Origin of the sequence: Pedobacter sp. (assembly GCF_045627485.1) — a bacterium.
Classification (GTDB): domain Bacteria; phylum Bacteroidota; class Bacteroidia; order Sphingobacteriales; family Sphingobacteriaceae; genus Pedobacter.
Window position 1 is genome coordinate 22,054 of the sequence record NZ_JAZQNU010000050.1, and the last position, 23,276, is coordinate 45,329.

Sequence of the window (23,276 nt, forward strand, 5' to 3'; positions counted from 1 at the left end):
ATCATGAAATCTAAATATATCCTTAGCACTTTACTTTTTTTCAGCACTTTTCATACTTGTTTTGCGCAAAACGTACGTTTCCCTACGGAGGGCGTAATTGAGTATACAAAAACAGTGAATATGCATGCCCTGATTAAAAAGAACATTGCAAGCTTAAATAATAGCATGTATCAACAGGCGTATGAAGCTTACAAGAAGTCGCAGCCGCAATTTAAGACATTGAAGAGTACCTTAACGTTTGGAAGGAACAAGACGCTGTTTTCACCGCTGGCTGAAAAGCAAACAGCCTCAAATGGTTTTTTTGGCGACGAGCCTGCTGCTAAGCAGATCAATACCATTTTTAATGACCTGGGGGCAGGATTGACTACCAGTCAGAAGTTGGTTTACGAAGATACCTTCCTGGTTAAGGATTCAACGAGGAAAATTACCTGGAAAATCACAGATGAAATGCGTGAAATAGCTGGTTACAATTGCCGTAGGGCCAATGCCATTATTTTGGATTCTATTTATGTGGTGGCCTTTTACACCGATCAGATTCCCGTATCGGGTGGTCCAGAATCCTTTTCTGGTTTACCGGGAATGATTTTGGGGGTGGCCCTGCCACATGAGAACACCACCTGGTTTGCCAGCAAGGTAACAGATGCTGCTGTACCGGCAAATATCCTGGTGGCTCCCACAAAAGGGAAAGCCATGGACGTTAAAGGCTTCAGAATATTTGTTACTGATGCACTGAAAAGTTGGGGTGATTATGCTAAATCAGCTTTAAAAGCTTTTATGCTTTAATAGGGGCGGTTAAAACGAATACCTGGTTGGCATTATACTTGCACATTTTTTTATGTATAGCATCTGTGGTAATTAAAATAGGACTTTGCCGTTTCATGAAGTGAACAATGTTCAAATTTAACATAGAGATGCTTTTTGAATAAATTGTGTTGCCTATTTTTGAGAATATGTTAACTGTTAAAAATTTTACCTCCAAACCAGTTTTAAAAAAAGGCGTTCCTGATGATAATTTTAAGATCCAATCCTTGCCAGCCCCGGCAGGGAACTATCCTTATCACCTTAATCTCCCAATGCCCGAAACAGAACAAGAAGGTAACCGATTAGTGTTTAATATGGTAGGTGATACTGGTGGCATCAAGTCTCCTGCCTTCCAAAAGCAAATAGCTGAAGCAATGGGGAAACAGGTAACTGAAGGTGATTATCCAAGCCAGTTCCTCTACCACCTGGGAGATATTGTGTATCACTTCGGCGAGAAGGAACAATATGAGGTGCAGTTTTTTGAGCCTTACAAAACTTATCCCGCGCCAATTTATGCCATTGCGGGAAACCATGATGCTGATGTAAATCCGAACAACCCCATCCCTTACCATAGTCTGGATGCTTTTACTTCTGTTTTCTGTGAAAAACGTGAAGGAGATCATTACTTTTCAGGCAATGTACAACGCAAAAACCAGCACCAGCCTAATATTTACTGGACACTCAATACTGAACTCGCAACGATTATAGGCCTATACAGTAATGTTCCCAAATTTGGTTACATCTGTGCTGAACAACGGGATTGGTTTATCAAAGAACTCATACGTGCGGGAGAAATGAATGAGGAGAAGGCAGTCATTGTATGTTTACACCATTCGCCGTACTCGGCCGATACCAACCATGGTTCCAGTATGGCCATGATTGCTTTTTTAGATGGTGCTTTTGAGGAAGCCGGTGTATGGCCCGACATCGTGTTCAGCGGTCATGTGCATAACTACCAGCATTTTCTAAAAACCTATAAAAACAATAGAACTGTTCCATTTATTGTGGCCGGTGCCGGTGGGTTTGATGAATTACATAACCTGGCTACGGTAGAAGATAGTAACTTCATTTCAGAGAACCCGCTGTTTGATGATGTAGAGCTCCTTAAGTACAGTTTGAGCCAGCATGGCTTTTTGAAGGTGATCCTTGAAAAAACGGAACAGTCATTTTTATTGACCTGTGAGTATTATACCATGGCCCATGTGGTAACGGACGAACCTACTGTAACTTTGCACGACCAGTTTAGTGTCGATCTGCGTTCAGCAAACCGCTTAAGTCATCAATTGCATGCCTAACTTAGTCATCTCTTTGGTGATAAAAAGACTAATTTCTTCACTAACATCGTTGGCAATGTGCCAGCGTAATTGATTTTTGTTGTTATAGCTGAGGTAAATCACCACATCCTCAAAAATAGGTTCTACATATTCTAAATGACGCAGACTGAAATGCTGAAGCTCTGCAGCTTTTTCCAATAGCTTCTGGTTCAGTATCTTAAAGAACAAGTGGTTGTCCGCATTTTCTTTAAGCAGTGTGGTCTGTACGGTAATGATCAAGATTCGCGGTTTTTAATGCTCATGTAAATATAGGTTAAGTTTACAAATGTTATCTTCGGCAAAAAAATATTTATGCTTGAAATTGTTTACCAGGACGAACATTTAATTGCTATCAATAAACCACACGGCTTATTGGTGCACCGATCGGTGATTGCTAACGATGCAAAGGAGTTTGCTTTGCAGCTGTTAAGGGATCAGATCAACCGTCGGGTGAGTCCGGTACATCGTTTGGATAGAAAAACCAGCGGATTGCTGCTGTTTGCTTTTGAAAAAGATGTGGAAATTGCCATGCACAAACAATTTCAGGAAGGCCTGGTGCAAAAACGCTATAAAGCGGTTTTAAGGGGGTATTCGCCAGATAGCCTGGATATTGACTATCCCTTAACAAATGATAATGGGGTAGTGCAGGAGTCTTTTACTTCTTTTAGAACACTTGCCCGCGCAGAGCTTAAGGTAGCATTTGGTAAACACGAAACCAGCCGTTATTCTTTTGTGGAAGCTGCCCCAACAACTGGCCGTATGCACCAGTTGAGAAAACACTTTGCCCATATATTTTATCCCATCATCGGCGATCGCAAACATGGTTGTAATAAACAGAACAAGTTTTTTAAAGAGCAGTGGGATATGACCACGATGTTGCTTCACGCATCAGAGCTGGAGTTCCTGCACCCGGTAACAGGGGAGGAAATCCAGCTCCAAGCCCCGCTACATGATGAATTTAAGCGGGTAATGACGTTAATGAGTTGGGAAGCGTTTAGCGCATAACTAATTTATTTAAGGTCAGTTCTGCTTCTGCCAGTTGCTGTTGTATTTCCTCCACAGCATGCTGGGTCTGTAATTTTAACGCCGGAACAAGTGTTTTATAATAATTGATGCCTTCTTGTAATTGCTGACTAAACTTGTTAAAGTATTTGGCTTTTTTGTCGTTCAGGTTGTCCATGTGTAAAGCCATGTCTTTCTTTAAATAGTCCAGGTACAAGTTTAATTCATTAATAAAAAGGTTTGGCCTGTTTACTTCAGCCAGTAAGTTTACGCGTCCATAAATGTGGTTAATCATTTCCGGTAATGTGTATTTGCCTGAGAAATAAGCAAGGTTAGGTCCCGGACAGATGCTTACCGCTTCGCTTTCTTTCGGTTTCAACATGTGGTTCTTTAAATAAGTAGAAGCACATAAACCTTCGCATAAACACACTTTTTCCAATACGGAATTAACTTGTCGCTGGTATTCCGCTTCCGGAAGATCCAAAGATTTTAATTGTTCGGTTTTTAAATGTTGGTATTCGCGGGAAGCTGTACAGATGGGTTCTGCTGTAAACTCAGTATTGCTCACTAAAAGCTTTTTTTTACACGGGCTTCCCGGCCTTCCTTTGGCTATACGTTCCAAACGCAGGGTTTCGGCAGTGCTTTTAGAGAAATTGTTAAACAATACGCCTAATGGGGAGGAATTGCTCAGGTAAAAGTCTTTTTCTTCTGCCGTAATTAAGGCATCTAAGGTTTGATCATCGACGTTTGTAGCTTCAGGAACCAGTAAAAACGGACTTCCCCAGCCTGCAGCATCCAATTGGTAGTGGTTAAGCAAGAAGTTATGTTCTTCAGCTGTTCCTATGCCACCCTGAACTGTAATGTGTTGTGTGCGTTTTGATGCTGCTTTCAAACCTTTGTTTTCAAGTGCTACTGTATAAAGTTTCCAAAGCTCTTCAGCAAGCTCCGTTCTTTTCTGTTTAAATTCTTCCAGTATCGGACCCATTAAAAAACCATCCGTTGCGAAGGCATGCCCGCCACAGTTTAATCCTGATTCCACTCTGAATTCGGAAATCCACAAACCTCTTTTCGCCAGCATCTTTGCCTGAATATAAGCAGAGCGGTAATCACTCACTTTCAGGATGATCTTTTTAGCAGGCTCCCCATCTTCAGCATAAAATGCAGGACAACGCTCCATATAAGCAAACAAGCGTGGATTAAGTCCTGCAGAGATGATGATGGATGCCGCCAGATTACTTTCTGTAAAGCCACGCATCGCAGCCAGTGCATCTGAGTAATCGTCGCCTAAGGGTTCGTTTTGCTTGTTGAAATTATTTTTGTCAACCTTAGACATGATGTTCACGTCGATAGAACCTGCGGTAATTTGAATTTTTAGTGCTTCTAAAGCTAATAAACATTCATCTTCAGGTAAAAGCATTGCCGCGTGGTACTGTTGTTTTAAAATAGCATTTTCGGGCAATAACTGGAAATAGCGGGTTAATTCGCTATCAGGTGTAAATGCTTGCTGCTTGATGTCGGCAATCTGCCGGTTCACCAACACGTGTAATAAATTAAGGTAGGTGGTAATTCTCTTCGCGCGACTGTCTTCTTCTTTTACGGTAATTGGTGTATAAGGTATATCGTTGTGCACCGCATGGTATTTCCGCATCCGCTCTGTCAGTTCGTCATCAACGATAGAGACGACAGAAGAGATGCCATATTTAGCAACTTTTAAAGGTGTATCAATGGAATAACCTAAACCGAGAACAGGGATGTGAAAAGTATGTGTCATGTTGAAAATTGTCATTAATAATCACAAAGAAGCATACAAAATTTACTTAAAAACATGACCGGCATCACATCATTTTATGTCATTCGCTACAGTTTGAGTAGGACTAATATTTTGGATGATGAAAAATAATATACTCGTCAATTGAATTTACCATTGGTCTTTTACACGAGTATAAGCAACGAGAAAGGGATTTTGAAATGCTGATGCAAACAGAATGAGAAAAATGAACTTCCTTACTGCCGTAAGGCGTAAAAATGCATAAAAATCTACTTTTCGCAAATAGTACTTCAGTATGCCAATTAATTAAGCCCGATAAAAGCTTTATATTTGTAAAAATCTAAGTATGGAACAAGGAAGGCTTTTAAACGCAATTATAGATAATGCTATTGATGGCATTCTTACAATTGATAATAAAGGCGTCATAGAAAGTATCAATCCAGCGGCTTTAAAGCTTTTTGGCTACAAACAGGAGGAAGTGCTAGGGAGGAACATTAGTGTATTAATGCCAGAACCCGATAAAAGTGCACACGATGGTTACCTGCATCGTTATCAGCGTACAGGCGAAAAACGCATTATCGGGATTGGCCGTGAAGTTCGTGGACTGCGAAAGGACGGTTCTACTTTTCCTTTTCGTTTGGCCGTTAGTGAAGTCCAATACTTAGATCGAATTATTTACACCGGATTTATTCACGATTTATCTAAAGAAAAGGAAGCAGAGGAACGTTTACGCGAATATGCCGCAGAACTGGAAGAACTTGTGGAGGAAAGGACCCGTTCGTTAAAGAAAACGGTTGTTGCCCTAAAGGAAGCGAAAGAGGAAGTGAGTTTATCGCTTGTTAAGGAAAAGGAACTTAACCAAATGAAAAGCCGTTTTGTGTCTATGGCTTCGCACGAATTCCGCACACCACTCAGTTCCGTGCAGCTTTCTGCATCTCTCATTGAAAAATATGCCCAACCTTTTCAGAATCCCAACATCAGTAAACATGTTGGAAAAATTAAAAATGCTGTGGGCAACCTAACCACTATCCTAAACGACTTCCTGTCATTGGAGCGCCTGGAAGCAGGCAACGTAGAACCTACCTTCAGCACCTTTGATGTGGTTAAGTTTTCGGAGGAGGTTACCGAAGAAATGCAGATGATTGCTAAGCAGGATCAAAATATCATCTACCAGCATACCGGTATTCAAAGTATGGTAGAGCTGGATCAGAATTTATTAAGAAACTGCATGATCAACCTGATTAGTAATGCCATTAAATATTCAGGAGAAAATACTTTTATAGAATTTAATACTGAGATTACTGACAGCGAGTATTTTTTTATGATCAAAGACAATGGCATTGGCATTCCCCTAACAGACCAGGTACATTTGTTTGAACCATTTTTCAGGGCCAATAATACAGGTAGCATTCCAGGTACAGGCCTTGGTTTAAACATTGTTTTGCGTTATGCCACCCTGATGAACGGTAAAGTTCATTTTGAAAGCACCATTAATAAAGGAACAACATTTATACTTTCTTTTCCAAAATAGATGAGTAAAATAAGGATACTGATAATAGAAGACAATAACGACATCAGGGAAAGCACAGCTGAGATTTTGATGCTTGCAGACTATGAAGTGATGGAAGCTAAAAATGGTAAGATTGGTGTAGAACTGGCGACAACTCATCTACCGGACGTTATTTTATGTGATATCATGATGCCCGAACTGGATGGGTACGGGGTGTTGTACCTGCTTAATAAAAACCCGCAGACGTCCTCCATCCCTTTTATTTTCCTGACGGCAAAAGCTGAACGCATCGATATGCGTAAGGGTATGGAAATGGGTGCAGATGATTACCTCACCAAACCTTTTGACGATGTTGAATTACTCAACGCCATAGAAAGTCGCCTTGCTAAGAAAAACAAGCAGAAAGCATTTTACAGTAAATCACTTGAACAGTTAAGCGGACTGATTGGAACCACTTCTGGTTTACATGCCCTTCAGAAATTAGTGGCGGAGCGTAAAGTGCGTCACATTAAAAAGAAACAGGTCATTTATTATGAGGGTGATAGTGTAACCGGTATATTCCTGGTGATCCAGGGCAAAGTGAAAACTGTGAAACTCAATGAAGATGGCAGACAGTTGATGACGGGAATTTACGGAAATGAGGAATACTTTGGAATCACCAGCCTATTACTTCAAGAACCTTATGCAGAAACCGCGGAGGCGCTGGAAGATACCACCATTTGTTTATTACCCAAAGACATGATGGAAGACCTGTTAAACCAGTTTCCTGACCTTGGGCGTAAATTTATTAAAATACTTTCCAACCAACTGCTCGATAAGGAAGAACAACTGATGCAGCTGGCTTATCACTCGGTAAGAAAACGTTTATCCGAAGTTTTGATTCGCCTTGCAAAACAGGAAAAATCAGGGAATCCTGTGTTAAAGGTGTCGCGCGATAACCTGGCGGCATTGGCGGGCATGGCTACAGAAACGGTAAGCCGTATTTTAAGCGACTTTAAAGAGGAGAGCATTATTGAAAGAAAAGGAAGCCAGATTCATATTATAGACTTTCATAGGTTGGAGCATATGAAAAACTGACCAGCATCATATTTCAAACTGATGTAACGCATTCCCTCGTTGTTGCGGTCTCTTTATTTTTGATCTATTAAAAGATCAAGTATGAGAGTAGTAGCCTATAGTATAAAATCTTCTGAAAAAGAGCCACTGGCCATCGCCAACCGAAAGAAGCATGAAATTACTTTAATTTCTAATGCATTAAGCGAGGACACAGCCATTTACGCGCAAGGAAAAGAAGCCGTTATTGTTTATGAAGGCGATGTTGTAAATGCCAGTGTGATTAATATCCTCGCTGATCTTGGCATTAAATACATCACAACCAGATCAAATTCAACTGCCCATATTGATGAACGTGCTGCAGAAAGCAGGCAGATCAAACTGGCCTATGTGCATTCTGACAGTATCGACCAGCTTTCCAACGAAACCTTATTAAACGTGTTAGCAGCCGAAACAATTAGTAACCTTGACAAATGGCAAGGTAAACGCTGTTTAGGATCTGCATGTATCTGTTCTGCAACGTGTCGCGGACCTTTAAAAACAGAACATGAACACTAAAGCATTAATACAAAAATATAATGTAGCGGCACCACGCTACACCAGTTATCCTACCGTTCCGTTCTGGGATCAGGCTACATTTAATCAAGAAAACTGGGCCAAGGCTGTTGTACAAACCTTTAATGACAGTAATACCAGTGATGGTATCAGTGTATATATTCACCTTCCTTTTTGTGAAAGTTTGTGTACCTATTGTGGATGCAACACCCGGATTACCGTAAATCATAAAGTCGAAGAACCTTATATCGCTACAGTACTGAAAGAATGGTCATATTATGTGGCATTATTTAAAGACAGGCCTCAGATCAAAGAATTGCACCTTGGCGGTGGTACACCAACATTTTTCAGTGCAGAAAACTTAAAGCAGTTAATTGCCGGAATTTTCGCGTTAGCAGACCGTCATCCTGATGCTGAATTTAGCTTTGAGGGTCATCCGGGCAATACCCGGAAAGAGCACCTTGCTACTTTATTTGATTTAGGATTCAAACGCCTGAGTCTGGGTATACAGGATTTTGACCCAAGGGTACAATTGATTATCAATCGTATTCAAAGTTACGAGGAAGTGCAACTGGCTACCCAGCAAGCACGGGATGCCGGTTATACCTCTGTGAATTATGATTTGATTTATGGTTTGCCTTTGCAAACCCTGGAAGGTTTGCAGGAAACCATAAATTACGTTTTGCAACTTAAACCAGACCGTATTGCTTATTACAGCTATGCACATGTGCCGTGGATAAAACCGGGTCAACGACGTTATACCGAAAAAGACCTTCCATCGTCGGCTTTAAAGCAACAACTTTATGAGGTAGGGCGGGAGATGCTGAAAGCAGGTGGTTATACCGAGGTGGGCATGGATCATTTTACCCTGACCAGCGATACCTTGTATGCTGCTGCAGAAGATGGCGGTTTACACCGTAACTTTATGGGCTACACCCACCAGTACAGTCGTTTGATGATCGGTTTGGGGGTTTCATCGATAAGTGATACCTGGACCGGTTTTGCGCAAAATGTTAAAAAAGTTGAAGACTACACAGCCTTGGTAGAAGCCGGGGAAATTCCAGTGTTTAAAGGCCATATTTTGGATGAAGCCGATGTGTTGTTACGCCAGCATATATTGAATATCATGTGTAAAGGTGAAACATCATGGGCGCTGAAAACGGAGCAACATCCTGACTTTTATGAAGGACTGGAGCGAATGGAATTATTGGCTCTGGATGGATTGGTAACCCTAAATGATCAGCACTTAAAGGTTACGGAGGAAGGAAAGCGTTTTTTAAGAAATATCTGCATGGCTCTTGATGCCCGTTTATGGCGAAACCAGCCTACAACACCATTATTTAGTATGGCCGACTAATTGTAGTTATTTACACTCGGCCACACTAGTGGTTTGTTTAGCCGGACTCACAAAAGGAATATCTAAATTCATTCCCCTTAATAAAAACCAGCAACCCAGAAAAAGCAACATAAAGGGAATTACCTTGTTGATGCGCTGGCGTACCAAGTTACCTGTAAAACCCATGCCAATGGTGGCTATTAACATGAGGGGAGTGGTACCTACACCAAACCAGAACATATAACTAACAGCAAGGGACATGTTTCCTGTGTTTAATGCACCGGCCAGCGCCAGGTAAACAAAGCCACAAGGCAATAAGCCGTTAATCATACCTATGATGAGGTGATTTGCTTTATGTTTTAAGGCATAACCAAACAGTTTGTTAAAGGGTTTAAGCAGGATACTACTGCTGTTGGCGATTGTTAATTTAAAAATTCTGGAACAAGCTGCGGCAATAATTAGGATACCTGTAAAAATACTGATTCCCTGTTGCAGGCCAGATAACCAGATTTGGCGGCCTATTAATCCAATTACTATGCCTAATACACAATAGGAAAGGATTCGGCCGGCTTGGTACAATACCTTGTCGAGCACGACATAACCTATGCCAGATTTTAAAGAAGGTACAGCAAATGCCAAAGGGCCACACATACCAATGCAATGTACGCTACCCAACAGGCCAATCATGAAAGCCAGGTATTGATCGCTCATTATAACATTACCTCCTTTTCATATAAATAATCTACCCCTTCACTGGTCCAGTCGATTCTTAGTTTCCACAATCCTGTGGCAATACCACTTATTGGGATATTGAACTGGTTAAGGCTATCTGTTTTCAGGGTCATTGATTTATCCATTGTCTTATCAGCAGTTCTGATTAGTTTGACATTGCCAGTGGCCTGCTGGTTAAATAACAGGTTTAGTTGCTGGTCATGGATCATCACTTTAGGCGCCGCCTGATCACGCAGTACCTGGGTTTTTTTCTGGTACTCTACGTTGTAGCTAATGCCTTTTTCATAATAGTCGGCATCAACTAGGTCATCATTTTTACTGGTCATCATTAAATAGGCCAGTACCATGATGAATGTCATAAATACGCCTAATCCTAATGCTATTTTTAATCCCCAATTCATGTTGTTATTCGTTAGGTGGTGCAATAAAGGTGGTATTGAAACGGTCAATTATTTTTCCGCCCGAAACAAGCCTGAAGCTAATTTCTGTTTTATATTTTTTGATGTGTTGTTGTGGCATAATCACGAAGAAGGTAAGCTTCGCCTGTCCGCCATAACGGAGTTTGTCTTCTTTTTGAATGTATTGAATACTGGCTTTATCATCATCAGGAACGATTTCAAAAGACAGGTCGCCGCTGGTTTTATTAATCAACTCTGCATTGTAGAGATTGGTAACGGTATTTTCCTTTTCGCGCAACTGGTAGAGCGTTCCACTTGCCCTGAGTACGGTGGTTTTTACATCACTTCGGCTTATTAGGAGGTAGCTTAACACACTAACAAGTACCAGTAATACGGCACTGTAACCATAAATACGTTTGTTGAGTTTAATAGGCTGGTGATTTTTAATTTCTTCTTCAGATTTGAACCCAATTAAGCGCCTTGGCCTGTTAATCTTTTCCATTACCATGTCGCACGCATCGATACAGGCAGTACAATTAACGCATTCCATTTGAGTGCCGTTTCTGATATCAATTCCCGTAGGACACACGTGCACACATAACTTACAGTCGATGCAATCACCTAGCTGGTTGTTCTCTTCTTTCAACTTTTTACCTCTGGGTTCACCACGCAGATAATCATATGCCACGATCATACTTTGGTTATCGAGCAATACACCTTGCAACCTGCCATACGGACAAGCTACGGTACATACCAGCTCCCGCATTCTGGAGAAAACAAGGTAAAATAAGATGGTGAAGATACAAATGGATAGAAAGCCAGTGAGGTGGAGGCTCACCGGTTCTGTAACGATTTTAAGTAAAGCCGTAGTACCAATGATGTAAGCGAGAAAGATGTTGGCAATAAAGAACGAAAGGCAGAAAAAGATCCCGTGTTTTAAGGTTTTTTTGAAGAATTTATTCCAGGTGAGTGGCGATTCATCCATTTTTTTTTGTTTCAGGTAATCGCCTTCAATCCAGTTTTCGATTTTACGGAACACCATTTCCAGAAATATGGTTTGGGGGCAGGCCCATCCACAGAAAACGCGGCCAAAGACTACCGTGAAAAGCACAATAAAAACAATAAAAGTAAGCAAGCCCAAAACAAATAAGTAGAAATCCTGTGGCCAGAAAATGATGCCGAAGAACACAAATTTACGTTCAAGGACATTCAAGAGGATAAGTTGTTGGCCATTTACTTTAATGAAGGGTGCTGCAAAGAGCAGCGCCAAGAAAAAGTAACTGACTACAGAGCGGTATTTATAGAGTTTACCCTTTATAATACGGGGATAGATCCATTTTCTAGCTGAGGAATAGTTTGGGCTTGCTAACATAATTACAGTTGCTTATCGCCCTGAGGCGCTTTAGCACCTTCAGGATTTGTGCCTTGAAGAGACATTACATAATTGGTGATGTCGGATAATTGGGCGGCGCTCAGTGATTTTTCCCAAGCCACCATTCCTTTTTCCGGCACACCATATTTAATGGTTTTAAAAACATCGCTAATGGTACCACCGTGTAACCAGTATTCGTCGGTTAAGTTGGGACCTACAGAGCCTTCTCCTTTTTCACCATGACAAGGTGTACAACGGGAGGTGTAAAGTGCAAGGCCACTGTTAATTACTGCAGCATCTGTACTTTGTACAATGTTGTTCTCATTCACTGCATTTTTTGAGTTACCCGGTTTGGATAAAAAGGCTATTTTAGCTTCTTCGGCCTGTGCAAGTTCGGTCAGGTATTCCTCTTCCTGGTCTTGTCCGAAGCCAAATACCTCGTAATTAAATAAGTAGATGACGGCGAAGATCACGGTACCATAAAACAATACCATAAACCAACCTGGTGTAGGATTGTCTAACTCGGCAATGCCATCGAACTCATGTTCCATCATCTGGTCTTTTTCTTCTGCCAATGGCCTTAGGCCCATTAATTTTTCAATTAAAGTAGGGCGCTTAGGTTGTGCAGCTTTTGCTGCGGCCATGGCCTGAAGCTTTAATGCTTTCTCGGCTGGAGTGGCAAAAGGTATTGGGTTTTTAGTTTCCTCCACATAAAATTTAATCACTTTTAGCAGGAGGATTGACACCCCAAGGATCATAACGGCGGTGATGCCTAAAGCAATCACCATAATTTCTGCGTAGCTCATAATCTATTCTTCGTCGTTTAATGGCAGTTGGCTCATGTAGTTTACTTCCTCTTTTTTCATCAGGAGGAGCATAATGCCCACCATGATGAAAAAGAAAAAGAATATGCCTAATGAGATCATTAAATACACCTGCTTGTCGTCTACCTGATTTAAAAATTGCCTAAACATGTTTTTGTATTTTAAGTGTTATTTTGCTTTAATGTCTGTTCCTAATCGTTGGAGGTAAGCAATAAGTGCAACAATCTCCTTGTCGCTTTTTACCTTTACGTTGTTTTGCTTCAAATCTGCAGCGATGGCTTTGGCTTGAATATCAAGGTCTTTGTTGGCCTGGTGTTCATAACCTTCAGCGTAAGGCACCCCTAAGGTTCTCATGGCGTTAATTTTAGCAATCGTTGTGGTGGTATCCAGCACTTGGTTGGCTAACCATTCGTAAGGAGGCATAATACTTCCCGGCGACATGGTTTGTGGATCTACCATGTGGTTGTAATGCCATGCATTGGTGTACTTCTGACCCAGACGTTGTAAATCAGGACCTGTACGTTTAGAACCCCATAAAAAAGGATGGTCGTACACAAATTCACCTGCTTTACTGTATTCGCCAAAGCGCTCCGTTTCTGATCGGAAAGGACGGATCATTTGCGAGTGGCAGTTTACACAGCCTTCTTTAATATAAACATCTCTTCCATGTAATTCCAGCGGAGTATAAGGTTTTACGCTTGAAATGGTTGGGATATTAGATTTAATGGTAAAGGTTGGCATCATTTCTACCATACCACCAATCAGGATAACGATCAGTGACAATACCAGGAATACCATTGGTTTGCGTTCAAGCACACGGTGCCATTTTTTATCAGAGCCTTCAGCTACATAAGTAGCAGGAAGTGGTAGTGACTCTGCAGCTTCATCTGCAACCAATTTGCCGGCAAGTGCTGTTTTGATCAGGTTATAAGTCATCACAATTACTCCGATTAAGTAAAGGGCGCCGCCGATGGCTCTCAATACATACATTGGAATAATCTGAATAACGGTTTCAAGGAAGTTAGGATATCTTAATACACCTTCTTCGGTGAATTCTTTCCACATTAAACCTTGGGTGAAACCTGCAAAATATAAAGGTACGGCATAGAAAATGATCCCTAAGGTGCCAATCCAGAAGTGGAAGGATGCTAATTTTTTAGAGAATAACTGGGTGTTGTAAATTCTTGGGATTAACCAGTACAGGATACCGAAGGTTAAGAATCCATTCCAGCCTAAGGCGCCTACGTGAACGTGTGCTACTATCCAGTCGGTATAGTGGGCAATGGCATTAATCTGTTTGAAAGCAAGCATAGGGCCTTCGAAAGTAGCCATACCATAGGCGGTTAAACCTACTACCATGAACTTCAGTTTTGGATCCTCACGCACCTTATCCCAGGCGCCACGCAGCGTAAGCAAACCGTTGATCATACCACCCCAACTTGGTGCAATTAACATCACGGAGAAAGCAACACCTAAAGATTGTGCCCAGCCAGGTAGTGAAGTATATAATAAATGGTGAGGGCCTGCCCAGATATAAATAAAGATTAACGACCAGAAGTGGAGGATACTAAGTTTATAGGAATAGATAGGCCGCTGTGCCATTTTAGGAAGGAAGTAATACATCATTCCTAAATAAGGGGTAGTTAAAAAGAACGCTACTGCATTGTGGCCGTACCACCATTGTACTAGTGCATCCTGCACGCCCGCAAAAAGGTAATAGCTTTTAAATGCTGAAATTGGTAACTGGAAAGAGTTAACAATGTGTAATACAGCAACCGTAACGAAAGTGGCAATGTAAAACCAGATGGCTACATACATGTGCTTTTCACGGCGTTTAAAAATGGTACCGAACATATTGATTCCGAATACTACCCATATTAAGGTGATGGCGATATCAATTGGCCATTCCATTTCTGCATATTCATGCGAAGTGGTTAATCCGAGTGGAAGTGTAATGGCAGTGGCGACAATAATGAGTTGCCAACCCCAGAAATGGATTTTGCTTAACACATCGCTAAACATTCTAGCCTTGAGTAGTCGTTGGAGAGAGTAATAAACCCCCATAAAAATGGCGTTCCCCACGAAAGCGAAAATAACTGCATTAGTGTGTAGTGGCCTGATGCGGCCGAAGGTGGTGTATTGACTTCCCATGTTCAATGACGGCTTAAACAGCTGCATAGCGATGAGGAGGCCAACTGACATGCCAACAATGCCCCAGACGATGGTGGCAATGGCAAAGTTTCTGACGATCTTGTTGTCGTAGTAGAATTTCTCAGTCATACTTAAATAATGGATGGTTTTGATGGGGGTAAAATTACAAGGGCATTAGCCGGAGGAGTATGATGGTTGTTAATGTGAAGTGTGATCTTCATCATTTTTCTTCAATGGCTGATCAGTCAGCTCATCGTCAAATAATATCCTGATGCCAGGCGTATAGGTGTCGTCATTCTGACCGGTTCTGGATGCCCAAAAAAAGGCGGTTAAAAATACCAGCGCCAGCAGAATGCTGATGCCGATAAGCATATAGATCATGTTCATAATAGATGGTTTTTTCTGGCATACAACCTTGCGGCGATGCTGGTAAATAAGATGATGGTTACCGTGCTGATGGGCATGAGTATAGCCGCAAAGAGGGGAGACATTAAGCCTTGAACAGCAAAGTACAAGCCTATGAAGTTATAGGTTAGGGAAATGACAAAGCTCATGTGGATGACTTTCACGCCATCTTTTGCCTGTTGTATAAACTGGGGAATTTTATTGAAGTTAGCACCATCCAGGATGGCGTCGCATCCTGGCGTAAAGTTATTGATGTCGTCTGTTACGGCTACACCAAGGTCGCTTTGTTTCAGTGCACCTGCATCATTTAAGCCATCGCCAAACATTAATACTTTTCTGCCTTTATGCTGCAGGGCGAGTACATAATCGAGTTTGTTTTGTGGTGACTGCTGGAAATGCATTTGCTGTATCCTTGGGAAAAAGGGACTAAGGCTTATACGGTCATGGTCCTGGTCGCCAGACAGTAAATGAAGGTCGGCACGTTTACTCAGGCATGTAATTAATTCTTTAAAGCCTGTACGCCATTGCTGCCCCGAAAGGAAGTAGCCTTTGTAATCATTGTTGATCACCACATGTACCTGACTTCCCTGAGGTAGATCTTGCTTGTCGAGGCCAAGAAAAGCAGCGCTGCCCAGTTTAATGTCCTGTCCGTTGACTGTTCCCATTACACCACGGCCAACTTTTTCCCGGTAATCTGATACCTGGTATTGTGTCGGTAGGTCAAGCCATTTAACCAGCTCACGGCTTAAAGGATGGCCCGAATTCCTGGCCAAGTCACTGATTGCCTGTTTTTCCTGAGAATTTAAATCACCTTTAAAATTAAAACCAGAGGCCTTTGGGTTGGTGATGGTGCCGGTTTTGTCGAAGATAAAGGTGTCTATTCGCGCCAGCTCTTCTATAACAGAGGTGTTTTTTAAATAAAACTTATTCCTGTCAAAAACACTTAGCACGGCTGCCAGTGTAAATGGGGAACTTAAAGCAAGTGCACAAGGGCAGGCAATTATAAGCACTGCCGTGAAAGATGCCCATGCTTTTGACGGATCAAAAATCAACCAGTAGATAGCCGACAGCGTAGCTACCAACACCAATACAATGCTGAAATATTTACTGGCTGTGCCGCTAAAAGTTTTAATTCGGTCCTTATCGGCAGTGAAGGTTTCATTATTCCATAACCTTGTGAGGTAACTCTGAGAAACCGGTTTAACCACTTCCAGTTCAATGGCGCCACCTAATTGTCGCCCACCTGCATAGACCACTTCGCCCAAAATTTTCTCTACCGGTTTCGATTCTCCGGTTACAAAGCTGAAGTCAAGTTTTGCAGTACCGTAAAGTAAAATGGCATCTGCAGGAATAATTTCATTGCTGCGGATCAAAATGCGGTGTCCCTTTTTTAAATCGCCTAAAGGCAAGGGTTTATCCTTTCCATTTTCAATGATGGTTACGGCAACAGGAAAGTAGGATCGGTAGTCTCTTTCGAAAGAAAGATGATGATAGGTATGTTGCTGCATCCATTTGCCCACAAGCAGGAAGAATACCAGCCCACAAAGGGTGTCGATAAAACCTGCGCCGGTGTAAGTGGCAATTTCTATCAGGGAGCGGATAAACATCACTGCTATACCGAGGGCCAGTGGAAAATCAAGGTTGAGCACCCCATTTTTTAAATTGAGCCAGGCAGATTTGAAATATTCTGTTGCACTATAGAATACCACCGGAAGGGCAAAGGCGATATTGAGCCAGCCAAAGAAGTTCTTGAACTCTGTTTCCAATGTGGATAGGCCAAAATATTCAGGAAAGCTGAGTAACATGGTGTTACCGAAGCAGAAACCAGCGACGGCGATTTTAGTAATCAAAGTGCGGTTATCATCGTTGTTTTGTTTTTCTTTAACAACATCCTGCAGACTGATCAGTGGTTCGTAGCCAATATTGGCAAGTGTTTCTACAACGGTTCTTAACGTTGCTTTATCATTTTTGAACGTAATGGCGACTTGTTTCTTTAAGAAATCGATCCTCGACTGTGTAATGGCGGGGTTGATTTTGTATAGGTTTTCCAATAACCAGATGCAGGAACTGCAGTGTATATTAGGAATATAAAAGGTTACCACCGTTACCTCTGCGTCGCAGTAATCAACCAGGCCAGCGGCAATGGCGGGTTCATCGAGATAGTCGAAATGTTGCTTAGGTTGCTGTTGTGTTTGTCCGGGCACATCATTGTATGCATAGTAGTTGCATAAATTATGGCTGGATAAAATCTGGTATACGCCCTTGCATCCCAAACAACAAAATTGTCTGTCGTCTAGTGTATAAGGACTAGTGGGTAAGTCTTCGCCGCAGTGATAACAATGCGTTTCTACAGAAATGGTGTTGGTGTTTGACATAGCTAAACGGTATGTTGCAAAGTTGTAACACCGGGCGCTATGCTAAAATGACAAGCCTACTTACTAAAATGTGACAGGGATCACTTATTGTAAAGCTGCTGGCAATTATTGCAGAAGAAAGTTCGGCGGTTTGTTTTGCCGAGATACTCCTTAATCATGGGTAGGTTGCACCTAAGGCAGGTGCGCTTGGTATGGGCCAGCCAATGTTTTTTAAGGGTAAATTCTTTTTTCCAGCGCAGGAAGTCGTAGCTGTAAATGCGTGCCTCACGTACCATCTGCAATAGTAGATCTGGAGGTAAGGCACCTACCTGGCTGCTAGGGTGTACATATATCCGGTAAAGGACTTCGTTTTTGATGATGTTTCCTACGCCGGCAAAGATGTCCTGATCAAGAAGGGCATCGCAGACTAAAGTTTTGGGTTGCTTCTTTAGTTTGTTGATGGCGGCATGTTCATCCCACGTGGGCGACAATACATCGGCCGACCAGTCGTAAACCAGATCAGGATCACCTTCTATAATTTTGAGGGAACAACCATAAAAGTTAAGTTCAGCATTTTCAAAGTGTAAACTTAAGCGGACAGGTGTTTCCTTGCGCTCGTTAATCCGATAGGTACCAAACAATAGAAAGTGAACCCTAAGGCTAAAGTCGGGGAAGCAGAGCAGAAAGTGCTTGCCCCAACTTTTAATGGCAGTTATAGGTTCACCAGACATTCGATCTTTTTCAATCGAGGTATTTCCTGCTACCGCGATTACTTTTTGCCCTTTCAGTTTTAATGGCTCTAACAGTTCTTTAAGGATTACAATTGATGGACCTTCGGGCATATGTTTAATTTAGGGAAGCCATGTCGATAACAAAACGGTAATGCACATCGCCGGCCAGGGTACGCTCGTACGCTTCATTAATCTGGTCGATGGAAATCATTTCAACATCGGAGGTGATGCCATGTTCGGCACAGTAGTCGAGCATTTCCTGGGTTTCTTTTATTCCGCCAACCAGAGAGCCCACCAGGCTCCGGCGTCCGCCGATCAAAAGAAATGCCTCTACAGTAGACGGCTCAGGAGGAGCGCCTACTACAATCATCACCCCATTTGTATTTAACAAAGGCAGGTAAGCGTTATAGTCGTGTTTTGCCGAAACCGTGTCGATGATGAAATCAAAATGATTCGCCAGTTTCTCCTTCGTTTCTTTTTTTGTTGTGATCTCGAAGTGATGTGCACCTAATCTTTCAGCATCTTTTTGTTTCGAAGCCGAGCGGCTTAATACAGTAACGATCGCACCCATGGAAGCAGCAAGTTTAACGGCCATATGGCCTAAACCGCCTAAGCCTACCACAGCCAGTTTATCACCTGCTTTTACGTTCCAGTGTTTTAAAGGAGAATAGGTAGTAATTCCTGCGCAAAGTAATGGTGCTACCTTCTCAAGTGGTAATTTATCTGAAACACTGAGTACGAATTTCTCCGTAACTACGATGTGACTGGAATAACCGCCATAAGTGATTGTTTTTTTGTCCTGCAACAGGGAATTGTAGGTTTGGGAATTGCCATTTTCGCAATATTGTTCCTGGTGATTATTGCAGTTTTTGCAGTGGCCACAAGAATCTACGAAGCAACCTACACCTACTGTATCACCCACTTTAAAACGGCTTACTTGTTGGCCAACACGTGTAACAGTACCCACTATTTCATGCCCGGGAACTACGGGGTACATGGTGCCGCCCCACTCATTTCTTGCTGTATGGATGTCGGAGTGACAAACACCACAATATAATATTTTAATTTCCACATCGTCAGCTAATGGCTCTCTGCGGTTTAACTGGTAAGGTTCTAGAGGTTTGTCTGCACTTTTGGCAGCATATGATTTAATACCATTCATTCGTAGCTATTTAGGGTATAGTATTTTCGGTTATAAGAACAAAAATAGGTGCGCATTGTTCTGCCTAAATTTAAGGATGGGTAAACAATTCCGCCTTCCTTCGGTTAAGTTTGAAGCATGAGCAATTATCCAATGATACGTTATTATGACAGTATAGCCGTATGCGCTCATAATGAAATAACGGATTTAACGTTCTATAACCGTTCATTGATAATTTTCTTTAATTTAGCGCTATTGTGAATTAAATTGAAAAATTCATTCACTGAACATAAAAAGTTGAACTTATAGCGTAATAACATAAATTATTTTTTAAATGCCATCAAATATTCTAATTAAATGCGGCAAAACACTACAGGAAAAAAACTTAACCGTAGTATTCGCCGAAAGTGTGACTGCAGGTAGACTATGTGCCGAGTTTTCTTTATTGGAAAACGCGGGAAAATTTCTAAAAGGAAGTTTAGTGACCTATGATGCTGGATTGAAACAAGACAATCTTAATGTGCCAAGATCGCTGATCGACGATTATACGCCGGAATCAGCCGAAGTAACTGAAGCCATGACTATGGGCTTAAGAGACCTTGTTCCTGCCGATATTTATTTATCCATTACAGGTTTAAATAGTGAAGGGGGGAGTGAGACTAAAACTAAACCAGTGGGTACTATTTTTATTCATGGTTTATATGGTAACATTGAAATAAAGGATCGTAGTGTTTTCAAAGGCTCACCGAAAAAAATTGTGATGCAGGCCATTGAACGCGTGGCATTTTTAATTCACGAGGCAATAACGTTGGATGAGCAATAAAAGGAGAAAAATAACGTCTTAACTAGTAGAGCGTTAATTAGATGGCGGGGACTCGGTTATAATAACTGTGTCCCCGTTTTTTTTCCTTTACCAACTTAAAATCTAATGATTTAAGGCATTCTTTTAAACGTGAAAATTCCCTAGCTTTAATAAATATATGAGTGAGGATAGGAATAATGAAGAATTAATACTCGGAGTGGTTTCTCATGTTCTGAGTTTTGCAGTTGGTGAATTATGTAAGTATGGTTTTCTTCTTGCTTTTGAAAAAGAGCTTTCTGATTTGAAGGGGTTGGTGAAAGCCGATTCTGTTTTCGAAAAAGATATGGAATTACTGGCAGACATCAAGGATCCAGCTGTGCAGTTATTGCTAAGTTCAATTAATAAAGTTGTGGATCATATTCAGATCCATATTATCATCAATGGATTGGATGAATACGCAGTGATGACCGATGAGGTCTGCCATCAGCATGCGTCGAATAATTACCATTATTATGTTGACGAAGGGATAGGGCAAGATTACGAATCCCTTATTTTGGAGGCACTTGATCTTTATTTTTCCTTAATGCACCTGATTTTTCACACCGCTTTCCAACTGCGCCTTAAAGATATAGACCTGCCAGACAATGTACTGGAGAATTTCTATTTTGACTTTCTGGATGTGTTAGATAACAATATGCCTGCAGAAGATAAAAACGTGCAATTGCTATACGGTTTGATTGTTACTTTAAACGAAGATGCGTCGGCATTAGCTCAATTGACGTAGAATTTCCAGCAAAAAAAAAGCCCCACATGGAGCTTTAAAGAATGTTGGTAATATTAAAAGGAGAAATCATCGTTTGTTTTTGTGCCGTTATGCTCTGAATTCTCTGAGTACTCATAACGCTTTTCTACCACTTCCTGGTGGTTCTTGATGTAATCAACGGTTTCGTTCAATCCTTCGGCAAATTTTTCAAAATCTTCTTTGTACAAAAAGATTTTATGCTTTACAAAAAGGCCATCTTCCAGTCTTTTTTTGCTTTCCGTTAAGGTTAAGTAGTAGTCACCTGATCGTGTTGCTTTTACATCGAAAAAATAAGTTCTTTTACCTGCCCTTACTTTTTTAGAAAACACCTCTTCTCTCTCTTTGTTGTCAAATTCTCCCATGGTTGGTATTGATCTTAGTTTTGGTTCGGGTAAATATAAAGCAATAATTTTCAAAGTTCAAAATAGAATTACACAGAATTATTCTCTTCTTCCAGTAATTGATGTTGATACATCTCCTTGTAGATTCCGTTCAGTTCTAACAGCTCCTGGTGGGTTCCACGTTCGGCAATTTTCCCATGTTCAAGCACAATGATAATGTCTGCGTTTTTTATCGTAGAGATACGGTGTGCGATGAGTATGCTGGTTTTTTCACTTCTGGTTCTGCCAAGATTACGCAATATTTCCTCTTCCGTTTTGGTGTCCACGGCAGAAAGGCAGTCGTCAAAAATGAGCAGTTTAGGATCCTTAATTATCGCTCTTGCAATGGACACGCGCTGTTTCTGCCCTCCCGAGAGGGTAATCCCTCTTTCACCGAGCATGGTTTCAAACTTCTTATCAAAGTCCATGATGTTGTTGTAAACTGCAGCATTTTTAGCGGCATTGGCCACTTCCTCATCTACAGCCTGATCCAGGCCAAAAGCGATATTGTTTTTAATGGTATCAGAAAAAAGGAAAACCTCTTGTGGAACAAAGCCTATCTGGTTACGGTACACGCTCAGGTCAAGATCTTTAATGTCATGATTATCGATTAAAATTTCACCCTTATCCACATCGTACATACGCATAATCAGGTTAACCAGAGTTGATTTACCAGAACCTGTGCGCCCGATAATGGCGGCCAATTGTCCTTTTTTGATATCGAAACTTACGTTTTGTATGGCCTGTATCCCTGTATCAGGGTAAGTGAAACTCACATCTTTGAAGCTGATGTTACCCTGCAGGTCTGCTAGTTTAACGGGGCCCGAGGAGATATCTGTTTTTAAGTTTAAGAACTCATTTATTCTTTTTTGGGAGGCGGCGGCCCGCTGTATAAGTGTAGTTACCCAACCCAGCATAGTAACCGGGAAGGTCAATTGATTTACATAGACAATGAATTCAGCAATGTTTCCTGCGGTTATTGATCCGTTAATCACTTGTTTTCCACCTATAAACACTGTAAGAATGATACTTAAGCCAATTAACAACAACATGGTCGGATAAAAGAAGGCCTGAACTTTTACCAGGCTCATTGAATTGCGTTTGTAGGTTTCACTTTCCTGCGCAAATATTTTCCTGGTATCTTCTTCCCGCACATAGGATTTGATCACCCGGATACCTGAAAAACGTTCCTGTACAAAGCTGGATAAGGTAGAAAGCTGTTCCTGAATCCTTTCACTTTTTTTGTTAATTAGAGTGTTTACAAAGTAGATGATCACCACAAGGATGGGCAGTGGCAGTAAACAGTAGGTTGCCAGTGTGGCATTAACCGAATACATGTAAGAGATGATCAGTAAAAAAAGAACTACCGTGTTGATGGTATACATTATTGCCGGACCGACATACATGCGCACACGGTTAACATCTTCGGTTGCGCGGTTCATCAAATCGCCAGTATTGTTTTTTCGGTAAAAGCCCAGGCTCAGCTCCTGGTAATGTGCATAGATCTCGTTCTTCATGTCGAATTCGATATGCCTGGACATGAGAATAATGGTTTGGCGCATGAAAAACAGGAACAATCCGCGGACCATGTACAGTAGGATAACCAAAACACCAAAGTAGAGTAAACTATAGCTGAAAATATCATATATAATGGCCTGTCTTTCGAAACCGGAAAACAATCTGTAGATCTGAATATTTTCGGTAATCAGGTTAAAGGCATGCCCGATTACCTGGGCAGGAATAACAGCAAAGATATTAGAGATAATTACGAAAAAAATGCCTGGAATAATCCACCATTTGTATTTATAAAAGTATTTATTTAAAAAACGAAGGTGCTTCATCAAGA

General features: G+C 41.3%; 23 protein-coding genes. 9 read left to right on the forward strand and 14 right to left on the reverse strand.

Going from position 1 to position 23,276, the window contains the following annotated elements; genetic code table 11:
* The first annotated feature begins 3 nt into the window (after positions 1 to 3).
* Together ACR2F3_RS03700 and ACR2F3_RS03705 are read left to right on the forward strand one after the other, a co-directional pair.
* Positions 4 to 783, forward strand: coding sequence for a GLPGLI family protein (locus ACR2F3_RS03700; RefSeq protein ID WP_432708630.1), 780 nt, complete (start codon positions 4 to 6; stop codon positions 781 to 783).
* Positions 784 to 950: 167 nt separating this feature from the next.
* Complete coding sequence (locus ACR2F3_RS03705; RefSeq protein ID WP_432708631.1) at positions 951 to 2,096, forward strand: metallophosphoesterase family protein; 1,146 nt, start codon at positions 951 to 953, stop codon at positions 2,094 to 2,096.
* On the opposite strand, the gene ACR2F3_RS03710 is transcribed toward ACR2F3_RS03705, so the two are convergent.
* Entirely contained in the window at positions 2,073 to 2,354 is a 282-nt protein-coding gene (locus ACR2F3_RS03710) for a hypothetical protein (protein ID WP_432708632.1), read from the reverse strand. The genes ACR2F3_RS03705 and ACR2F3_RS03710 overlap by 24 nt on opposite strands.
* Before the next feature lie 72 nt (positions 2,355 to 2,426).
* On the opposite strand from ACR2F3_RS03710, the gene ACR2F3_RS03715 reads away from it, so the two are divergent.
* Positions 2,427 to 3,119 carry a pseudouridine synthase gene (locus ACR2F3_RS03715; RefSeq protein ID WP_432708633.1) on the forward strand — a complete coding sequence of 231 codons (693 nt, stop codon included), beginning with the start codon at positions 2,427 to 2,429 and terminating at the stop codon, positions 3,117 to 3,119.
* Here ACR2F3_RS03715 and ACR2F3_RS03720 read toward each other — a convergent pair.
* The gene (locus ACR2F3_RS03720) at positions 3,109 to 4,887 is read right to left on the reverse strand and encodes a hypothetical protein (protein WP_432708634.1); all 1,779 of its coding nucleotides are present in this window, start codon (positions 4,885 to 4,887) and stop codon (positions 3,109 to 3,111) included. The genes ACR2F3_RS03715 and ACR2F3_RS03720 overlap by 11 nt on opposite strands.
* Positions 4,888 to 5,230: 343 nt before the next feature.
* Between ACR2F3_RS03720 and ACR2F3_RS03725 the strand changes: the two genes are divergently transcribed.
* From ACR2F3_RS03725 to hemN, 4 genes are all read left to right on the forward strand, one after another.
* Complete coding sequence (locus ACR2F3_RS03725; protein ID WP_432708635.1) at positions 5,231 to 6,415, forward strand: PAS domain-containing sensor histidine kinase; 1,185 nt, start codon at positions 5,231 to 5,233, stop codon at positions 6,413 to 6,415.
* Positions 6,416 to 7,471 (forward strand): response regulator, encoded by a 1,056-nt coding sequence (locus ACR2F3_RS03730; protein ID WP_432708636.1) that lies wholly within the window; start codon positions 6,416 to 6,418, stop codon positions 7,469 to 7,471.
* Positions 7,472 to 7,552: 81 nt separating this feature from the next.
* Complete coding sequence (locus ACR2F3_RS03735) at positions 7,553 to 8,005, forward strand: lactate dehydrogenase (RefSeq protein ID WP_432708637.1); 453 nt, start codon at positions 7,553 to 7,555, stop codon at positions 8,003 to 8,005.
* Positions 7,995 to 9,359: an oxygen-independent coproporphyrinogen III oxidase gene (hemN, locus tag ACR2F3_RS03740; RefSeq protein ID WP_432708638.1), complete on the forward strand. Its 1,365-nt coding sequence runs from the start codon at positions 7,995 to 7,997 to the stop codon at positions 9,357 to 9,359. Before ACR2F3_RS03735 ends, hemN begins: the two co-directional genes overlap by 11 nt.
* A gap of 6 nt (positions 9,360 to 9,365) precedes the next feature.
* On the opposite strand, the gene ACR2F3_RS03745 is transcribed toward hemN, so the two are convergent.
* From ACR2F3_RS03745 to ACR2F3_RS03790, 10 genes are all read right to left on the reverse strand, one after another.
* Positions 9,366 to 10,049, reverse strand: a complete 684-nt coding sequence (locus ACR2F3_RS03745; RefSeq protein WP_432708639.1) for a sulfite exporter TauE/SafE family protein — start codon at positions 10,047 to 10,049, stop codon at positions 9,366 to 9,368.
* Positions 10,049 to 10,471, reverse strand: a complete 423-nt coding sequence (locus tag ACR2F3_RS03750; protein WP_432708640.1) for a FixH family protein — start codon at positions 10,469 to 10,471, stop codon at positions 10,049 to 10,051. The genes ACR2F3_RS03745 and ACR2F3_RS03750 overlap by 1 nt, the downstream gene beginning before the upstream one ends.
* Before the next feature lie 4 nt (positions 10,472 to 10,475).
* On the reverse strand, positions 10,476 to 11,840 hold the full coding sequence (gene ccoG / locus ACR2F3_RS03755) for a cytochrome c oxidase accessory protein CcoG (protein ID WP_432708641.1): 1,365 nt from the start codon (positions 11,838 to 11,840) through the stop codon (positions 10,476 to 10,478).
* Between the two features lie 2 nt (positions 11,841 to 11,842).
* The gene (locus ACR2F3_RS03760; RefSeq protein ID WP_432708642.1) at positions 11,843 to 12,646 is read right to left on the reverse strand and encodes a cbb3-type cytochrome c oxidase N-terminal domain-containing protein; all 804 of its coding nucleotides are present in this window, start codon (positions 12,644 to 12,646) and stop codon (positions 11,843 to 11,845) included.
* A gap of 3 nt (positions 12,647 to 12,649) precedes the next feature.
* Positions 12,650 to 12,814, reverse strand: a complete 165-nt coding sequence (locus tag ACR2F3_RS03765) for a hypothetical protein (protein ID WP_432708643.1) — start codon at positions 12,812 to 12,814, stop codon at positions 12,650 to 12,652.
* A gap of 18 nt (positions 12,815 to 12,832) precedes the next feature.
* A complete protein-coding gene (gene ccoN / locus ACR2F3_RS03770) occupies positions 12,833 to 14,944 on the reverse strand; it encodes a cytochrome-c oxidase, cbb3-type subunit I (protein WP_432708644.1) in 2,112 nt (703 codons plus the stop codon).
* A 69-nt stretch (positions 14,945 to 15,013) separates the two neighbouring features.
* Positions 15,014 to 15,202, reverse strand: coding sequence for a cbb3-type cytochrome oxidase assembly protein CcoS (gene ccoS, locus ACR2F3_RS03775; protein ID WP_432708645.1), 189 nt, complete (start codon positions 15,200 to 15,202; stop codon positions 15,014 to 15,016).
* Positions 15,199 to 17,595 (reverse strand): heavy metal translocating P-type ATPase, encoded by a 2,397-nt coding sequence (locus tag ACR2F3_RS03780; protein WP_432708646.1) that lies wholly within the window; start codon positions 17,593 to 17,595, stop codon positions 15,199 to 15,201. The genes ccoS and ACR2F3_RS03780 overlap by 4 nt, the downstream gene beginning before the upstream one ends.
* A gap of 80 nt (positions 17,596 to 17,675) precedes the next feature.
* Positions 17,676 to 18,416, reverse strand: coding sequence for a DNA-formamidopyrimidine glycosylase family protein (locus ACR2F3_RS03785; RefSeq protein WP_432708647.1), 741 nt, complete (start codon positions 18,414 to 18,416; stop codon positions 17,676 to 17,678).
* Between the two features lie 4 nt (positions 18,417 to 18,420).
* Positions 18,421 to 19,467, reverse strand: coding sequence for an NAD(P)-dependent alcohol dehydrogenase (locus ACR2F3_RS03790; RefSeq protein ID WP_432708648.1), 1,047 nt, complete (start codon positions 19,465 to 19,467; stop codon positions 18,421 to 18,423).
* A 313-nt stretch (positions 19,468 to 19,780) separates the two neighbouring features.
* On the opposite strand from ACR2F3_RS03790, the gene ACR2F3_RS03795 reads away from it, so the two are divergent.
* Both ACR2F3_RS03795 and ACR2F3_RS03800 read left to right on the forward strand, forming a co-directional pair.
* Positions 19,781 to 20,269 carry a CinA family protein gene (locus ACR2F3_RS03795; RefSeq protein WP_432708649.1) on the forward strand — a complete coding sequence of 163 codons (489 nt, stop codon included), beginning with the start codon at positions 19,781 to 19,783 and terminating at the stop codon, positions 20,267 to 20,269.
* Between the two features lie 157 nt (positions 20,270 to 20,426).
* The gene (locus ACR2F3_RS03800; RefSeq protein ID WP_432708650.1) at positions 20,427 to 21,032 is read left to right on the forward strand and encodes a hypothetical protein; all 606 of its coding nucleotides are present in this window, start codon (positions 20,427 to 20,429) and stop codon (positions 21,030 to 21,032) included.
* 53 nt (positions 21,033 to 21,085) lie between these two features.
* On the opposite strand, the gene ACR2F3_RS03805 is transcribed toward ACR2F3_RS03800, so the two are convergent.
* Together ACR2F3_RS03805 and ACR2F3_RS03810 are read right to left on the reverse strand one after the other, a co-directional pair.
* Positions 21,086 to 21,412: a DUF3276 family protein gene (locus ACR2F3_RS03805; protein ID WP_432708651.1), complete on the reverse strand. Its 327-nt coding sequence runs from the start codon at positions 21,410 to 21,412 to the stop codon at positions 21,086 to 21,088.
* A gap of 68 nt (positions 21,413 to 21,480) precedes the next feature.
* On the reverse strand, positions 21,481 to 23,271 hold the full coding sequence (locus ACR2F3_RS03810) for an ABC transporter ATP-binding protein (protein ID WP_432708672.1): 1,791 nt from the start codon (positions 23,269 to 23,271) through the stop codon (positions 21,481 to 21,483).
* Positions 23,272 to 23,276: the final 5 nt, after the last annotated feature.

Bases quoted from the DNA above. Each gene is read 5' to 3' on its own strand.
- ACR2F3_RS03810 (WP_432708672.1), bottom strand. From the start codon at position 23,271: ATGAAGCACCTTCGTTTTTTAAATAAATACTTTTATAAATACAAATGG.
- ACR2F3_RS03790 (WP_432708648.1), bottom strand. From the start codon at position 19,467: ATGAATGGTATTAAATCATATGCTGCCAAAAGTGCAGACAAACCTCTA.
- ACR2F3_RS03750 (WP_432708640.1), bottom strand. From the start codon at position 10,471: ATGAATTGGGGATTAAAAATAGCATTAGGATTAGGCGTATTTATGACA.
- ACR2F3_RS03800 (WP_432708650.1), top strand. From the start codon at position 20,427: ATGAGTGAGGATAGGAATAATGAAGAATTAATACTCGGAGTGGTTTCT.
- hemN (WP_432708638.1), top strand. From the start codon at position 7,995: ATGAACACTAAAGCATTAATACAAAAATATAATGTAGCGGCACCACGC.
- ccoG (WP_432708641.1), bottom strand. From the start codon at position 11,840: ATGTTAGCAAGCCCAAACTATTCCTCAGCTAGAAAATGGATCTATCCC.
- ACR2F3_RS03795 (WP_432708649.1), top strand. From the start codon at position 19,781: ATGCCATCAAATATTCTAATTAAATGCGGCAAAACACTACAGGAAAAA.
- ccoN (WP_432708644.1), bottom strand. From the start codon at position 14,944: ATGACTGAGAAATTCTACTACGACAACAAGATCGTCAGAAACTTTGCC.
- ACR2F3_RS03725 (WP_432708635.1), top strand. From the start codon at position 5,231: ATGGAACAAGGAAGGCTTTTAAACGCAATTATAGATAATGCTATTGAT.
- ACR2F3_RS03805 (WP_432708651.1), bottom strand. From the start codon at position 21,412: ATGGGAGAATTTGACAACAAAGAGAGAGAAGAGGTGTTTTCTAAAAAA.
- ACR2F3_RS03735 (WP_432708637.1), top strand. From the start codon at position 7,553: ATGAGAGTAGTAGCCTATAGTATAAAATCTTCTGAAAAAGAGCCACTG.
- ACR2F3_RS03730 (WP_432708636.1), top strand. From the start codon at position 6,416: ATGAGTAAAATAAGGATACTGATAATAGAAGACAATAACGACATCAGG.
- ACR2F3_RS03745 (WP_432708639.1), bottom strand. From the start codon at position 10,049: ATGAGCGATCAATACCTGGCTTTCATGATTGGCCTGTTGGGTAGCGTA.
- ccoS (WP_432708645.1), bottom strand. From the start codon at position 15,202: ATGAACATGATCTATATGCTTATCGGCATCAGCATTCTGCTGGCGCTG.
- ACR2F3_RS03715 (WP_432708633.1), top strand. From the start codon at position 2,427: ATGCTTGAAATTGTTTACCAGGACGAACATTTAATTGCTATCAATAAA.
- ACR2F3_RS03700 (WP_432708630.1), top strand. From the start codon at position 4: ATGAAATCTAAATATATCCTTAGCACTTTACTTTTTTTCAGCACTTTT.
- ACR2F3_RS03780 (WP_432708646.1), bottom strand. From the start codon at position 17,595: ATGTCAAACACCAACACCATTTCTGTAGAAACGCATTGTTATCACTGC.
- ACR2F3_RS03760 (WP_432708642.1), bottom strand. From the start codon at position 12,646: ATGAGCTACGCAGAAATTATGGTGATTGCTTTAGGCATCACCGCCGTT.
- ACR2F3_RS03785 (WP_432708647.1), bottom strand. From the start codon at position 18,416: ATGCCCGAAGGTCCATCAATTGTAATCCTTAAAGAACTGTTAGAGCCA.
- ACR2F3_RS03765 (WP_432708643.1), bottom strand. From the start codon at position 12,814: ATGTTTAGGCAATTTTTAAATCAGGTAGACGACAAGCAGGTGTATTTA.
- ACR2F3_RS03720 (WP_432708634.1), bottom strand. From the start codon at position 4,887: ATGACACATACTTTTCACATCCCTGTTCTCGGTTTAGGTTATTCCATT.
- ACR2F3_RS03705 (WP_432708631.1), top strand. From the start codon at position 951: ATGTTAACTGTTAAAAATTTTACCTCCAAACCAGTTTTAAAAAAAGGC.